This window comes from Arthrobacter sp. B6, assembly GCF_001663775.1.
In the GTDB taxonomy this organism is placed as follows: Bacteria; Actinomycetota; Actinomycetes; order Actinomycetales; family Micrococcaceae; genus Arthrobacter.
Window position 1 is genome coordinate 335,220 of sequence record NZ_KV467168.1, and the last position, 15,503, is coordinate 350,722.

Annotated in this window: 12 protein-coding genes and 2 pseudogenes; all 14 read right to left on the reverse strand. The window is 61.1% G+C overall.

The window, feature by feature from the left end:
• Positions 1 to 59: 59 nt before the first annotated feature.
• The gene (locus AU175_RS01450; protein ID WP_066290316.1) at positions 60 to 956 is read right to left on the reverse strand and encodes an ATP-binding cassette domain-containing protein; all 897 of its coding nucleotides are present in this window, start codon (positions 954 to 956) and stop codon (positions 60 to 62) included.
• A gap of 11 nt (positions 957 to 967) precedes the next feature.
• On the reverse strand, positions 968 to 2,773 hold the full coding sequence (locus tag AU175_RS01455; protein WP_066285286.1) for a dipeptide/oligopeptide/nickel ABC transporter permease/ATP-binding protein: 1,806 nt from the start codon (positions 2,771 to 2,773) through the stop codon (positions 968 to 970).
• Complete coding sequence (locus tag AU175_RS01460; protein ID WP_066285287.1) at positions 2,770 to 3,711, reverse strand: ABC transporter permease; 942 nt, start codon at positions 3,709 to 3,711, stop codon at positions 2,770 to 2,772. The genes AU175_RS01455 and AU175_RS01460 overlap by 4 nt, the downstream gene beginning before the upstream one ends.
• A gap of 39 nt (positions 3,712 to 3,750) precedes the next feature.
• On the reverse strand, positions 3,751 to 5,271 hold the full coding sequence (locus tag AU175_RS01465) for an ABC transporter substrate-binding protein (protein ID WP_066285288.1): 1,521 nt from the start codon (positions 5,269 to 5,271) through the stop codon (positions 3,751 to 3,753).
• A gap of 572 nt (positions 5,272 to 5,843) precedes the next feature.
• Positions 5,844 to 6,020, reverse strand: a complete 177-nt coding sequence (locus AU175_RS22160) for a hypothetical protein (RefSeq protein ID WP_231938417.1) — start codon at positions 6,018 to 6,020, stop codon at positions 5,844 to 5,846.
• Between the two features lie 252 nt (positions 6,021 to 6,272).
• Positions 6,273 to 6,434: pseudogene (locus AU175_RS22675) on the reverse strand (Gfo/Idh/MocA family oxidoreductase); the annotation flags it as partial.
• 145 nt (positions 6,435 to 6,579) lie between these two features.
• Positions 6,580 to 7,251 carry a sugar phosphate isomerase/epimerase family protein gene (locus AU175_RS01475; protein WP_082978948.1) on the reverse strand — a complete coding sequence of 224 codons (672 nt, stop codon included), beginning with the start codon at positions 7,249 to 7,251 and terminating at the stop codon, positions 6,580 to 6,582.
• A 555-nt stretch (positions 7,252 to 7,806) separates the two neighbouring features.
• Positions 7,807 to 8,175, reverse strand: coding sequence for a type II toxin-antitoxin system death-on-curing family toxin (locus AU175_RS01480; RefSeq protein ID WP_066285289.1), 369 nt, complete (start codon positions 8,173 to 8,175; stop codon positions 7,807 to 7,809).
• A complete protein-coding gene (locus AU175_RS01485) occupies positions 8,172 to 8,378 on the reverse strand; it encodes a ribbon-helix-helix protein, CopG family (protein WP_231938419.1) in 207 nt (68 codons plus the stop codon). Before AU175_RS01485 ends, AU175_RS01480 begins: the two co-directional genes overlap by 4 nt.
• 61 nt (positions 8,379 to 8,439) lie before the next feature.
• Positions 8,440 to 8,657: pseudogene (locus AU175_RS21070) on the reverse strand (transposase); the annotation flags it as partial.
• Between the two features lie 279 nt (positions 8,658 to 8,936).
• Positions 8,937 to 10,496 carry an IS1182 family transposase gene (locus tag AU175_RS01490; protein WP_066285291.1) on the reverse strand — a complete coding sequence of 520 codons (1,560 nt, stop codon included), beginning with the start codon at positions 10,494 to 10,496 and terminating at the stop codon, positions 8,937 to 8,939.
• Positions 10,497 to 10,567: 71 nt separating this feature from the next.
• Positions 10,568 to 11,098: a YbhB/YbcL family Raf kinase inhibitor-like protein gene (locus tag AU175_RS01495; protein WP_066285292.1), complete on the reverse strand. Its 531-nt coding sequence runs from the start codon at positions 11,096 to 11,098 to the stop codon at positions 10,568 to 10,570.
• 907 nt (positions 11,099 to 12,005) lie between these two features.
• On the reverse strand, positions 12,006 to 14,489 hold the full coding sequence (locus AU175_RS01500; protein WP_066285293.1) for a DUF4982 domain-containing protein: 2,484 nt from the start codon (positions 14,487 to 14,489) through the stop codon (positions 12,006 to 12,008).
• Positions 14,486 to 15,502 (reverse strand): Gfo/Idh/MocA family protein, encoded by a 1,017-nt coding sequence (locus AU175_RS01505; RefSeq protein ID WP_066285294.1) that lies wholly within the window; start codon positions 15,500 to 15,502, stop codon positions 14,486 to 14,488. Before AU175_RS01505 ends, AU175_RS01500 begins: the two co-directional genes overlap by 4 nt.
• Between the last annotated feature and the right edge of the window lies 1 nt (position 15,503).

A 15,503-nucleotide genomic window follows, 5' to 3' on the forward strand; every position in this document is an offset into this window, starting at 1 on the left:
CCGTTCAATGATTCCGGCGCGGCGGCGGTGATGAGGACCTGCCGGGAAGTGATGGTTTTCTAAGCGCCAATCCGGGTTGCCTCACGCTGGGCTGCGTCAAATTGCTTCCGGGCGGCCCTCCTCACAGCCTGGCGTTGGGGGTCCGGCACGGGGGCTGCCAGGAGCAGCCGCCGGGTGTATGCCTCCACGGGATGGGCAGTGACCACGGCCGCATCACCGGTCTCGACGATGCCTCCCTTGTACATGACCGCAACACGGTGGCTGATGTAGCGGACAACGGAGAGGTCATGGGTCACGAAGAGGTACGCGACGCCTGTCCGCTCTTGTATCTCGATGAAGAGATCCAGGACGCGGGACTGATTCGACAGGTCCAGGGCGCTGACGGGTTCGTCGCAGACGATCAGGCGGGGATCCCGGCACAGTGCGCGGGCAATCGCAATCCGTTGGCGCTGTCCGCCGGAGAACTCCCGGGGGAGCCGCTGGGCGGCGTCGGACGGCAGGTACACCTGGTCGAGCAGGTCCCGGACGCGCTTTTCAGCGGCTGCCCTGCCCGTTCCGGACATCAGCAGCGGTTCACTCAGGATGTCCAGCACCGTCAGCGCCGGGTTCAGGGACGTGTAAGGGTCTTGGAAGACAACTTGAATCTCATCACTGAGGGAGCGCCTCTCGGATCGCCTCATCGAGGAGATCTCCCGCCCGTCATAAACGATCGACCCGCCGGTCACGGGAGCGAGGCCGAGGACGGCACGCCCCAGTGTCGTTTTTCCTGATCCCGATTCACCAACGATTCCCACGGTTTCACCGGCCTGGACGTCCAAGGACACTCCATCCAGCGCGACGAACCCGGCTCTGCGCCATTTCTTGGACGGGTACTCCACTCTGATGTTGTCCACGCGGAGCAACGGGTTTCCCCCGCCGTCCCCGGATGTTCCGGCGGGCAGTTCGAGATTTGTCATGTCGGTTCCCATCAGGCGGTCCGGTCCCGGCGCCCGACGGCGGGCCCCTTCAGTGCGGTGCGTGGTTTTGCGTCTTCCAGAGTGGAAGCAAGCAGCATCCTGGTGTAGTCGGCCTGCGGATTCGCGAAAAGCTCAGCCACGTCGGCTGTTTCTACGAGTTTTCCGGAACGCATGACAGTTACCCGGTCACAGATATCTGCGACCACGCCAAAGTCATGCGTCACCAGGATGACTCCCATATTGCGTTCGTCCTGCAGGGAACGGATGAGGTCGAGAATCTCTGCCTGGACGGTCACGTCAAGCGCGGTCGTCGGTTCGTCCGCGATCAGCAAATCCGGGTCGCACGAAACAGCACCGGCAATGAGAACGCGCTGTGCCATGCCCCCAGAGATCTGATGCGGATAGGAATCGAAGACCCTTCCCGGTTCGGTGATGCCAACCCTTTCGAGGAGCGAGAGAACCTTTGCTTTGGCTGCCCGCGCCGAGATGCGAAGATGCTGGCGCACGGGTTCAACAAGCTGCGATCCGACGGTGAAGGACGGGTCCAGGTTGGACATGGGTTCCTGAGGGATATAGGCGATCCGCTTGCCGCGGAACCGGTTCATGGCACCCCGGCCCAACCCACCCAGTTCGTCGCCGTCGAACCTGATGCCATCTGCCTGCATGCCCGCTTCCGGCGGGAGAAGTCCCAGAAGGGAGAAAGCCGTCTGGGACTTGCCCGAGCCGGATTCGCCGACCAGTCCGAGGACCTTGCCGCGCTCCACCACGAGGGAGACACCATCCACGACGGTCCTCGTGCCGCCGTCGACCGGGTAGGTCACTTTGAGGTTGTCCACCCGGAGCAGCTCGGCTCCAAGATTACGCACCGCAGGCTTTGCTGATTTGGCTCCGCGGGCGGGCCTCACGGATGTCTTTGGCCGCTGAACGGAACTCTTCTGCCGGACCTTTTTGCCGCCCAATGCGTCCCGAAGCGCATTGGCGAGCAGAGCCAACGAGGTCGTCGTCAGGCAGATGGCAAGCGCCGGCCAAAGGAGCAGCATAGGGGCGGTGTAGATATTGGCGAAGGCGTCGTTAAGCATGGCGCCCCAGCTTGTTTCCGACGGTGAGCCCAGGCCAAGGAACGCCAGGCCCGCCTGGATGCTGATGGCAACACCGAATATCTGGGCCGCCTGAATGATGGAGGGAGCCTGGACCACCGGCAGAATATGGCGCCGCATGATCCTGCCGTCAGTCAGCCCGGACACTCTGGCAGCGTCAACATACAGCTCTTCACGAACTGACACAACGGAGGCCCGGATGAGCCTGTACACCGATGGTGAAATGATCAGGCCCAGAACGGCCATGGCCACGTACGTGCTCTGGCTGACAGCAGCCATGACCACCAGCAGCACGATAATCGCCGGGACGGCCATCATGAAGTTGCTGGCCCACGACAGGATGGCATCAGCTTTTCCTCGGTAGTAGCCGCCAAGCAGGCCGGCAGGGATACCCACGGCGAACGCTACAGCGACAGCAACGAGGGCTGCTGCGAGGCTGGTCCGTGCCCCGTAGAGCAGTTGTGCCCACACGTCCCGGCCGACGCCGTCGGCTCCAAGCGGATGATCAGGGCCCATGGGCGCCAGTGTGTCGAAAAGAGATGACCTTATCGGGTCGTGGCTCGTCAGGACGGGTGCAAGGACACTGGCTGCCGCCAACAGCGCCAGGATGACCAGCGCTGCAACCGCGACGGGATCATGCAGCAGCCGGACCATCAGGTGGCGGCGGCGTACAGGCGCGCTGGGGACAACGACAAGTCCGTCGGTAGGGGGGACACTCATTCGGCACGCACCTTTGGATTCAGCCAACCGTAGGCCAGGTCGGCGACGAGATTTACTGCCACCACGAGCAGGACCATGACGATGACGACTCCGAGCACCACCGGCGCGTCGCCTTGTACTGCGGCTGCCGTGGCCAAGCTGCCGATCCCGCGGAGTCCGAAGACCTTTTCCACGATGACCGCGCCGCCCACCAGGCCGATGAATTGGAGTGACAGCACTGTGAGCGCAGGCGGAGCTGCGTTCCGCAGCGCGTGTTTGAAGACAATGCTGTTTTCAGTCAGTCCGCGGCTGCGGAGCGTACGGACGTAGTCCCTTTGCAGTACGTCGAACATCGAGCCGCGCAGCTGCAATGTTGTGGCCGCGATGGCGCCGAATGCAAGCGCTATGGAGGGAAGCGTGATGGACCGCAGCCATTCGACAACCGAGCGTTGGTAGGGCACGTATCCGGTGGCGGGCAGCCAGCCGAAGTTGACGGCAATCACAAGCGCCAGTGCCAAGGCCACAAGGAATCCGGGGACAGCATCGGCAAGTACTGCGGAGAATTGCACGGTCTTGTCGAACCAGCCTGCCCGCACAGCGGCAAGCGATCCGAGCACGACGCTGACGAGGGCTGAAATGATCAGGGCGCCCAGAATGATGGAAAGAGTGACTGGGAGCGCTGTCTGGAGCGTCGTGCCTACCGGGACCGTGGTGAACCAGGATTTACCCAGGTCTCCTGTCAGCGTGGCACCCAGCCATTCGATGTAGCGAAGCGCTAGGGGCTCGTCCAAGCCCAGTTCGGTTGCCTTGGCCCAGGCCTGCTCCGGCGTCGCGGTTTCTCCTACGATGTTGCGCGCGATGTCGGCTCCCGTGAAATTCAGCATGACAAATGTTGCGCTGGCAACGAGAAGTACAAGGGTGATTCCGGCTAACAGGCGCCGGAGCAGAAACGAGACCATGGCATCCTCCTTTGTAGGTTGCGGCCCGAATTAGCTGGACTAGCTGGCCGGCTTGAAGTTGTAGATGGGAGGCAGCATCGAGTACGGCTGCGTCGTTACCTGGACGCGTTTAGACGAGGCATAAACGTCCTGGACGAAGTTCCACGGTGCGTCCCAAGCCTGGTCAACCATGTACTCGTTCAGTTCCTTATACAGCTTGTCCTGCTCTTCGCCGGTGGCAAGGCTGATCCGGTTCACCAAGTCAAGAGCATGGTCGTCCTTGTAGCCCAGAGGGTTCCATGTTGCCTTTTCCTTGACGAGCAGCTGGATCACATTCCACGGGTCCGTCGAGCCGGTCTTGAAATAGGACAGGGCGTACTTGCCCTGGAGCAGTGACGGCATGAACTGCGAGAAGGGGATCTTGTCAAGCTGCACGCGGACACCCACGGCACCGAGCTGTTCCACCATGGCAGCCTGGGCCTCGGGGAACAGCGTCGAGATGTCGGGCATGACGACGTCGAAGCCGCCGGCGTAGCCGGCCTCAGCCAGGAGCGCCTTGGCCTTGGCCGGATCGTAGCCGTACTTCTTGTCCAGGTCGGCCGAAAAGGCCTCGCTGTCAGGGGCGAAGTGCTGTGTGGTCGTTTCGCCCAGGCCTTTCTTGGCGACCTTGACAATTGCCTTCGTGTCGAAGGCATAATTCAAGGCCTGGCGAACGCGGACGTCGGCCAGGGCAGGGGTGATCTTTCCGGCGCGGTCCCAGATGTAGAGTCCCTCAACGATCCCTGAATAGAATTTTGTGATGTCCAGCCCGCCACCTTCAAGTGCGGGGATTCTGTCCGGTGTGATGCTCGCGCCGTCGACCTGGCCAGCAAGCAGCGCGTTGGTCTCCGCCGTAGGGTCATCCAGGGTCTTCATCACAATGGTGTCGAAAGGGAAGTCTTTCTTGTTCCAGTAATCCGGATTGCCGACGAAGACGTATTCCGTTCCGGCGGTTGAGGCGGAGGCGTCAAGCTTGTAGGGGCCGGAGCCCACTGGACCAGAGGCGGCCGTAAGCGCGGTGGAACTGGCAATCATCCCGGGAACGTTGGCAAAGTTTCGCAGCAGTCCCGGATCGGGTGCGGTAAGTTTGACGACGGCGGTACTGGGGTCTGGTGCCTGCACGTCGTCAATGGACTTGAGTTTGGCCGCAGATTCGCCGGTACCTGCCTTGGCGTGCAGGAGGCTGGTCTTGACTGCAGTGGAGTCAAGGGCCGAACCGTCGCTGAATTTAACGTCGGTCCGTAACTTTAGCGTGAGGGTCGTCAGCGCCGGATCGTAGGTCCAGGATGTCGCAAGGTTCTCTTTGACCTCGCCCTGTTGGTCCAGCCTGAGCAGCGGGTCAAAAACCGGCTGGTAATACTGCTCGGAGTGACCGAGACCGGCTTCGGCCAGGTCCCAGCTTTTCATGTCCTGCGAAATGGAAAGCGTCAGTGTTCCGCCAGTAGCCCCCTCCCCCGGAGTGCCGCCGGTGTCACCTCCGCCGCAGGCCGAAAGTGTCAGTGCAAGCACTGCGGTGCCTGCCACTGCTAGCTTCTTGATCATTTTTTCTCCTCATGGAACGCCGTCGTGGGCGTCTGTTTCGCTTCCGGTGCGCGGGTGCGCATTGTTGTTGATTAAGTTGTTGATGTGGCAGTTCAGGGCCGGCTATGTCTCACACTGAGCAGAAGAACACCGGGAGTTAGGACGGCGGCGCCTGGCCGCCGTCGCGTACGCCGTTCTTGCCTTACCGTGATTCCGTTTCCGGAGTGTGTGCTGGAGGTTGATCCTGCGCAGGCTTTCACGTTCTTGTCTTTCCACTCCCGGTCCGGGCTTGTGGCTGTTGTCACACCTTGTTCCATAAGCATGTTTTAGTACGACGTGGCCTGCAAGATGCCGAATTTAGTTTTTCTCACTGCTTAAAGATGGGCTTTCGACGGTCGTAGGAATCCCCATTACCGACGAAGGAATCCTTTACTTCGTCGATCTAGACAAGACTGACTTTAAGACCCGTTCGGGCTGATTCCTAAGCCCCGAGGATTACGCTGACGGATGTCCTGCTTTCGGTCAGACCCACCCGGATGTCTCCCTCGACCCTGATGGCGGCTAGGAAGTTTTTGAACTGGAGCTTGTGTGAATCAGACAGCGAGCCCGGGTCCGCCCCGGCTGTGGGTGCGCAGCACACCCAGCGCACTGATTGCGAACTTCACTACGGCAGCCGACACGTCCTCCACTTCCAGGCGTTCATGGACCAGGCATGCGGTGTATGCAAATACCTCCATCGGCGTGCCCAACGCGGCGACAAGGAGATCCACTGTGTACACCCTTGATTCATCAAAGCTCCCCCGCCGTCCAGGCGCCATGTACCCCGCCAGTCCCCCGAGTCGTAGTGTTTCTGGCCTCGCCACCAGCTGATGGCGGCACTTCCGGAAGTGAGCCGTCCCAGACCCCGACCCAATCGCGGCGAGAACAATGTCTGTCGCCGGGTCGAAGCGGTATTGCGATACAACGCTGAGGACCGTGCCCGCCCGCTGCTGGGCAGCGATGTTCGCATCGGTTTTTGCGAGGGAAACGTCGGCCGGCGTCTGGATAAGTACGTGTTTGCCGGACCGGAACGCCTCTATCGCAACCTCGCCGTGGGCTCCAGTAGGAGTACAGACGGATACGGCGTCGAACTCAACGTCAGAGAGGGCATTGGTAAGAGTGCTGTAGGCGCCGGCACCATGCAGCGCAGCAAGACTCCGCGCCCGGGCTACGTTCGGATCGCAACCGCGACCAACTCAAGCTCGTCATGCAACTGATGCATGACTTTGCCGTGATGGGTGCCGATGACTCCCGTGTCGACCAGAGCGAATTGCGTTCGTGTCATCTCTGTCAACTGCCGGCGTTCTGAAACGCGAATCGGTTGGTCAGCCATGCGCCGCATCGTCTGATGCTTTCAGCCGGAGGGACCGAGCCCCTGTCGACCTCAACCACCACCCAGCCTGTGAAAGCCGGCCCGGCCGCAGCCAGCACCTCCTCGATGTTGGCGTCCCCGGTACCGGGCTCGGTCCACAAACCCGACAGCACAGTCGATCGGTAGTCAATGTCTTCGATTCTGCTCCGCCGCGCAATACTGCTGTGGTAGTCCTTAATATGGATTCCCGCGACTCTGGGCGCGTATTCGGCAATGACGTCGGCGGGGTTAACCCCTGTCCACGCGAGATGGCCAGCGTCCGGCCCGAATTTGAGGACGCTCTCATCAACCCGGTCAAGAACGTATCTGGCTTCGTCGACAGTTTCAATCCACGTTCCGACATGGGGGTGCAGGGCTGGGGTCGCGCCTTCAAAGGCCATGATCTCGGCTGCCCGCGCGATGTATTCCGATATTTGCGCCAGGCGGTCTTCGCGGCTGTCATATCCCACCCCCGGATGGCGGACCCGGGGGCAGCCTGGTCCATTCCAAGAGCCAGAAAGACCAGGGGGACGCCCAGGGCCGCGTTGTTGGCTGCGGTCAGGCGGGCACGTTCGAAGTACGGAAGTCGATCCGAGTCGTCCATGACCCAAGGCATGGGTACGTAGCCTGGTCCGGGCCCGACGCCGGCCTTGGCCAGTTCTGCACGATAGGCCTCAGCGGAAACACCGGCCGGGACTTCGGTCTTAATGGCAGCAAATCCGGACCCAGCGATAACCGGCAGCATGTCGTGGAGCGGCGGCGCGAGCCGTGGATTAATCCATCCGTCTTCTGTGGCCAGCCACTGAATCGGGTTAAGGGCGAATTGTTGCGGGGAAAGGGGCATGGAGGGTCCTTCGGGGAGGCAGCAAGCGCCGGTCTAGTAGTGCCAGGCGTTATCGGAATGCTATCCCTGCACAAAAGCGGCCAAAAGATGGCGAATAAAATTCTGAATCGAACTTAGAATCCACTCTGACAAGGGAAACACGTGCCGAGGTGGGACTCGAACTGCATTCCAGCCCTGGCAAATACTGGGAACTCCCGAAAACATAACCAATCCGAGGCAATCCGGCCGAGATATGGCCCAGTCCGACGCCGAATGTGTTGACAGTGTCAACACTCTCTTTTTGCCACTTCGAAGCATCTCCGAACCGCAGGTGAACGCAGGGCTACCGTCTGACTAGGTGGGTCGCAATCGTCCCCGCGCTGTCCCGCAGTGTGATGTCGCCGGCTGCCACACCCACGACGAGATTGAAGGCCTCGTCAGTGCTGAAGTTATGCCGGTAGCCGTTGATCCAGAGCATCAGAACCGTCAGCGTCCACGCCATACGCCTGTTGCCGTCGATCAGTGGATGAAACCGCGCCACCGACTCCATGAGCGCCGCTGCCTTCGTCGCTAATTGCGGATAGGCTTCCACTCCCATCACAGTGGTCGCAGGCCTCGCCAGTGCCGAGGCCAGAAGCCCGATATCACGGACATGGAATCCAAACCGGTCAACGACCTGCAAAGCGTCCTCAATCTCGAGGTACTCGGTCACGCATCCTCAAGGCGCGTCAAAAGCTCGGCATCATGGCTCAACACGAAATCCAGGCCCTCGCCGATATCACGGGTCCGACGGTGACGCTGCAGGACGAGCTCTGCACCCTGGAGCAGCAACGCAGACTTAGAAGTGTGTTCCTCTGCCGCCAGCTGGTCCAGCCGGCGGTCCAGATCTTCGGGAACACGCAGATTCATAGCCATCCACCAATGGTACCAAATCAGTACCAGCACGGGTCCGGTCTCAGTTAAGTTGGCAACGCCGATCCGCGACCGTCAACAGCGCGGCCAGGATACTGTCCCAAGTTCCGTCACCGCTGTAGCGGCGGTGCCGCTTCCAAAGCGTCTGCCTCGGACCAACTCGGCCGGCACATCCCGCCAAGCGATCCCGCAGCCGTACCGGTAAATAATGCCCTCGACCACCCGCCGGTCGTCCCGGAAGGGGCGACCCCGGCGACCATTGGAAGACGGCAGCAACGACATAATGAGAGCCCATTGCCCATCAGTCAAAACATAGAAATACGAGAGACATCAAGCATTCCGGACAACCGCCTCAGGGCTTGGGAGACACGCCCTAGGAGACTGCTGAATTAGCGGGATGTTGGGGCGGGCGGAACGCCGCCAATGGCCGTCTAGCGGCGTGTTCTGGTCAGCACCCTTGGGTGCGACAACGGGGTCGTTCCGCCCGCTTGCGTACATTCTGCCGCAGATCTGGGGTGTCATCCAGCGATTTTTACCGATGGATCCGGTCCGGCGGGCGGTTCATCCCAGCGCCCATGATCCCTTGTTCGTGGTGAGTCCGAGGGCCAGCAGGCGTCGCAGGTTTAGTCCCGCGATTCGTAGGTGCAGCCAGGCGTTGTTCCGTTTGATGCCGCGGTGGGGAACGCGTCGGTTGCCGCGGGTGAGCCAGGCGATGGACCGCTCGACCATCGGGCGGTGCCTGCGGTAAGCGTCCCGGAAGGCCGGGTCCGCGGCGCGTTGACGGTGCTCGCGCTGCAGCGCGTCGTGTTCGTGGAGATCGAGCTTGCGTCCCCGCGGTGAGGCGGTACACCGGTGCCGGAGGGGGCAGCCGGTGCAGGCGGCGCCGAACGTGACCCGCCGTTTGGCGGTGATGTTCCTGGTGATACCGTTCGGGCAGGTTGCGGTGCCGGCTGCTTCATCGACGGTGAAGTCATCGAGGGTGAACCCGCCCTCGACGGCAGGGCGAAGCGGCCACGGTTTGATCACCGGGGTATGGCCGGTGCGGGCGAGAGCGGCGAGCATTTCCCCGGAACCGTAGGCCGAGTCGGCCAGGACGTCCACGCTGGTGCCGGCGATCGTGGGATCCATGGAGATCAGCCGGGCACCAACGGTCCCGTCACTGTTCTCCGGCCCGGAGGCCTTGGTCAGCTCCACGGCGGTGATCAGTCCGGTATCGGGCTCGATGACAAGATGGGCCTTGAATCCATCCTGCTGCCGGGACTGGGTTTTATGCGCGTGCCGGGTCTCCGGATCCACGGTGGAGATCATCCGGTCCGGGGCGACCTTGCGGGCGATACGCCACCGCCCGTCGGTCCCGTCCGAATCCTCGGCCGGTTCCACGTCCTGCCCGGCGACCAGTGCGAGCAGCGCGTACGCATCGGCCGCCCTGCCGTCCAAGGTCTCGGGATCGACCGCGGCCAGCAGCGCCAGCGCGTCGGTGACCAGCGCCGAAACCAGCCCTTCCTTGGCATCCTGGTCATCCCAGGCGATGTCCGGTTTGCCGGTGCGCGTGTAGTCATAGCCTGTGGCCTGGCTGGCCAGCAGTTCCCGGCCGCCGGGGAGGTCACGGCCGAAGCGGCGGATCCCCGCGATCAGCTGCGTGATGGTGTCCTGCCTCGCGACCGCGTCATCCAACACTGTTGAATCCACAGCCCGCCGGCGTTTGCCCTTCAGGACCCCGGTCTCCGCGACGACCTCGGCGATAGCTTCCATGATCCGGTGCGGGTTCCCGGAACCGGCCAGACGCCTGCGCCAGTACGTCAGGGTGCTCGGGTGGAACGCGGTATCGGTCAGCCCGTACCCGCACGCGGCTTTCCAACGCAGATCAAAGGTTAAAGCCTCGGCTGTTTCCCGGTCAGAGAGGCCCTGCAACGACTGCAACACCAGCACCGAGCCGATCACCGGAGCCGGAACCGAAGGCCGGCCCCGCCGCGACGGAAACAGGTCCTCCATCATCGAATCCGGAAACAACCGCCCCCGATGCTTGGCCAGAAAAGCGAAGACACTGCCCGGAGCCAACAACTCTCCGGCCAGCGCCTCCACATCCAAATACCCGCGTTGCGCGTCCTCGCGTCCCTGCATAAGACCAGTCTTAACCACCAGACACGTGAGTCCAGCCGACGCGCCCCAACCTTGACTAATTCAGCAGTCTCCTAGCGGCGTTCGAAGGTTCCCGTCAGCCTCGCCCGGCCCAAGGTGTGGGTGGAGAGAGCGGATTGCAGGGCGGCCGGGGTGTCATCAGTGCGCAGGTCCAGCCGCTCAACATCCATGGCGTGGACCACCAGCAAATACCGGTGCTGACCGTGCCCGGGAGGCGGGGCAGCTCCCACGAAACCGGCATATCCGGCGTCGTTCTTCAATTGCACCGCACCAGACGGTAACCGGGAGTTGTCCCGGGAACCTGCACCGGCCGGGCGGGAGGTGACGTCTGCCGGGATGTTCACCACAGCCCAATGCCAGTAGCCCGCGCCTGGGGCATCGGGGTCGAAGACGGTGACTGCGTAGCTCCTGGTTCCCTCGGGCGCGCCCGACCAGGTGAGCTGGGGCGATTCGTCCTGCCCGCCGGCTCCCAGGACGGCGCTGCGTTGGGCTTCCGGAAGAACCTGGCCATCCTCGAAGGATTCGCTGATGACTTCGAAGGATTCGATACCGGATGCTGGTGCAAATGGATCATGCGTTTTCATGGCTTCCTTTCAGTTGTTGTCAAGCTCCGCACCCGTCAGTTCGACGGCAGGAGCGTCCTCTGCCGCGGTTTCAATGCAGTTGAGTTCGGCACGCGTGGGCGGATTAGCGCCAGCGCGTGAGACGGTCACGGCAGCAGCTATGGCCGCATGCGTGAGGAGCTGGCAAGGCGGGCCACTCTATCTCGTCCGTCACGGGGACAGCCTATCTAAGGGGTGGAATTTTGGCTTGGGAGCACAGAATTCGGGCGATCGAGCCCATTTCGCATCAAGAAAGTCGACGATAACCCGCAACTGGACTCAAGTTGGGACTCCAACCCAACACCAGCTGGTGTCTGATGAACAAGCAAGACCCGCAAGCACCCGGGGCCCTTTTGGGAGACGCTGAAAGCCCATCGCATTCGACTTGCACACAACCATTTGGTGATGAAAGGGCCGCTACGGCGACGTCCTGCATTCTCACCCTCGCATCGGGAAATTGCTTAGGCTCGGCTTCACCACCACCAAACTTGTCGATTTCAGTCACGTTCATACTCTCTGTCCCTTTGTGCACGCCGTAACCAGAAACTTTACGAACGAACGGCTCTACAGGACTTCAGCGATCCACGTCTTCCCGAAGCGGTCCCCGCATCCATGTGGCGGATGGTTAGTGGATGATCCTTGTTGCCCGGGCGTAGAACGCAGTGCCTAAATGAAGATGGGCCTCGTGTCAACTGTCGTGGCGAACATTATGGAATAGGAGCAAGCCTCCCAAGGGTAAGCGCTCCTGCGTCATGGCAGTTTCAGATCGTCTGCTCTTGGCCATATTTCTCGAATGATTTCAATTTCTGTTCCTTACAACAGGCAGATAAATATTCCAGCCGCGAGAATGTGCGCATCAGAGGCTCCTAGGCCGGAACCTGGTCATAAATTAGTGGGGCTTGCTCGTTGCGGTTGCCGGGGCCGGTTTGAGCCCGTTCTGTGTGGGTGCCACCGTTATCTTGCTGTGCACGTCGTGGAGATCCGGAGAGGATACGGTCACCTCGATGATGCCGGCGGCAGTCGGTCGGATGATTGCCAGCGCCCTTCCATCGAATGTTGTGCACCTGCTGGTGTTGAAACTCTCGGTGCTGACGGGTCGTGCGCTCCCAAGTGCCTGCAGGATTCCGGGACCGGTGACCTGCACGGAAACTTCCCGGTCGGCATTGGTAGCGAGATTGCCGGAAGGATCAAGGAGTTCCAGTGACACGAAGGCCAGATCTGCCTCGTTTGCGGATAGTTGGTCGCGGTCGATGTTCACTGCCAGTCCGGGTTCACTGGCGCTAGTCAGCGCCGTGCGGCTTCGTTCTTTTCCGTTGTCGTACGCCACTGCGGTGAGTGTCCCGGGTTGATAGGGAACCGTGAAGAGAGCACGGTAGTGGTTCGCCGCTCCGGATTGTGCCCGTCCAACCGATATTCCGTTGAGGAGGAGCTCCACGTCTTCGGCGTCGCTGTATACCTCGACTTCCATGGGAGTCCCTTCCGGCACATCCCAGGTCCAGCTCGACACGGTGTCACTCCACGCCCACTGCATCTCCAGACGGCGTTTTCCGCGGTTCTCTGGCCTGAACACAGCAAGGTACGGCTCGCTGCGGAGCCCGTAGACGATTTCGCGGTAGTACGAGGCCGGGCGACGGTAACCCGTGATGTCGATGTCGCCGCACCAGGCAAGCAGCCATGGGTAGTCGGGGTCGCCGCCGCCAGCTGCACCTTCGTGGTCGGTGTAATCTGTCCTGCCCAGGCCGACCTCACCGAGATAGTCCCAGCCAGTCCACGTGAAGTCTCCGATGACAAATGGGAGCTCTTCAACAAGCCCCCAGATGATGTCGGTTTGGCGCGGGTTGGTTTCAGTGCCGAGTACCACGCGGTTGGGGAACTGGACGCCGTCGGTCTTGTACCGCTGCTCGGCGTAATTGAGTCCTGCTACGTCGACGGCTGCATGTGATTCGGCGGTCCGTTGGGTAACGAGGTCCGAGGTGGTGATGCGGTCGAAGATGTCAGTCATCGCGTTCATGACATCGTTGACGCCTCGGGCCTGCAGGGATGACACTTCCGCCACGAACTCTTCCAGGATTTCTCCGCTCACTGCCCAGAAGCTGCTGATGGCATTTGTTGTGAAGCGGGTGTCGTCGAGAGCGCGGATCTTTTCGGTGATGCGGCGCCCCCAAATGGCACCGTTTCCGGAACCGGATTCGGGAACCTCGTTCGCAATGGAGTACATGATGACGCTTGGGTGGTTGAAGTCCTTCGTCACCATCGCTTCAATGTCCCGTTCCCACCATTCAGGGAAATCAAGAGAGTAGTCAAAAGGCTTCATGCCCTCGAACCACATGTCGAAAGCCTCGTCCAGAACAAGCATTCCCAGACGGTCGCAGGCTTCCAGCATGGCGAGGCTGGCCATGTTGTGGGAGCTGCGGATCGCATTGAAACCTGCAGACTTCAAGATCTCGATTCGTCGCTCCTCTGCCCGACCAATGGCAGCCGCACCCAGCAGCCCGTTGTCATGGTGAATACAGGCACCCCGGAGCTTTACCGTTTCCCCGTTGATGCGCAGTCCGTGCTGCGGATCGAGCTGAAGTTTGCGGATGCCGAAAGCGGTAAGAGTTTCCTCTTGCTTCTGGCTGCCGGCGTTCAACGTCAGGCGCGCTTGGTACAGGTGAGGCTGGTCCGTGTTCCACAGCCTTGGCTGAACAACGTAGAGACGCTGCCGAATGGTTGTTGAGCTTTGCGGGGCGATGGTGATGAGGCCCTCGTCGTGAATCACAACCCGGCCCTGCTCGTCGCACACTTCTGTCCTTAGCGTCAGTTCCCGTGTTTGGCGGTCTTCGCTCCGTATTGAAGTGGAAATTTCGACAACCGCTCCTTCACCGTCGACATCCGGTGTCGTGATGCGTACCCCGTCGACGGGTATGTGTACCAGCGGGCTCACGATCAGCGTGACGTCGCGATGAATTCCGAGCCCGGAGTACCATCGGGAGTCCTGATGGGCTCGGGCTTCCACCCGTACGGTGTTGGGTTCCCCATGGCGCAGATGGCCGTCCAGAGGGAGGCGGAATGGTGCGTACCCGTTGCGGTGTTGCCCGGCGAAGGAACCGTTGACGAACACCATCGCGTCACGGTAGACGCCTTGGAATTCAATGCTCACGCATTTATCGAGCCACGCTTCGGGGACGTCAAAGGTCTTCGCGTACTCGACTACACCACCAGGAAAGAAGCCCGTTGACGCTCCTTCGCCATCCGTTGCTGAACGGGGCAGTTCGATCATCGCATCGTGAGGAAGCGTCACCGATTTCCCGGCGTTTCGACTGCCGACGATATCCGTGAAGCTGCTGACTTTGGGCTTCACCGTCCAACCGGTGTTAAAGGGAAGTCTCACTGAACGTCCTTGTCTATGTGTGGGCTGGCTGTGGCAGGGGTTGTGGTGGTCCGGACCCCGGAGGCTTTGTAGATGGCATCAATCACCGTCATGTTTCGAACCGAATCCGTGCCTTCCGTCAGCAGCGATTCCCCGCTTTTGATGCATTTGACGATCGCATCCAACTGATGGTCGTAGGTTTCTGTTCCTTGAACGGTCCGTACTCTCGTGACTCCCGCAATACTCTCCGCGATGCTGTGCCCGTGGGAGGGGAAGACCAGGCCTTTCACGTAGAGTCTTCCCAAGGATCCGACAACGTCGAATGTCTGCACCAGCGGCCCTTCGTCCATGGTGCAGAAAACGGTCGCAGCCGCACCGGAGGGGAACTTCAAGTCTGCTTCTATGCTCATGTCTGCACCCAGGGCATTCAGGGTTGCCTTGGCGCTCGTCACTTGGGGCTCTTCACGCAGAAACGAGCGCACCCAGTGGACCGGGTAACAGCCGAGATCCATGAGAGACCCGCCACCGACTTGTGGGTCGTGACGGATCGAACCGGAGTCGTATGGGATGCTGGCCGAAAACTCGGCGCGAATCGAGATGGTTCTCCCTAGCCGCCCAGATGCTTTGATGGCGTCCAGTTCGAGGCTCAAAGGGTGATAGCGATCATGGAACGCTTCGATCAGTCGCCGGCCAGTCCGGTCTGCGGTGTCGCGCATTTTCTGCGCTTCGACGGCATTCATCGCGAATGGCTTTTCACAAAGCACGTTCTTGCCACGCTCCATCGCTCGGATCGACCATTTAGCGTGCTGCGAGGGCGGTAACGCGTTGTATATGAGGTCAACCTCGGCGTCTCCAAGCAGTTCCTCGTAAGAACCATAAGCACGGGAAATGGAGTGCAGTCTGGCGTACTCCGCCGCGGATCCTCGGCGGCGGGATGCAACAGCCACAATCTCGACGTCGTCCCGTCTTTGGGCGGGGCGGATGACCGCGGCAGGCGCGATCCCGGATGCTCCCAGAATACCGATCCTCAACATG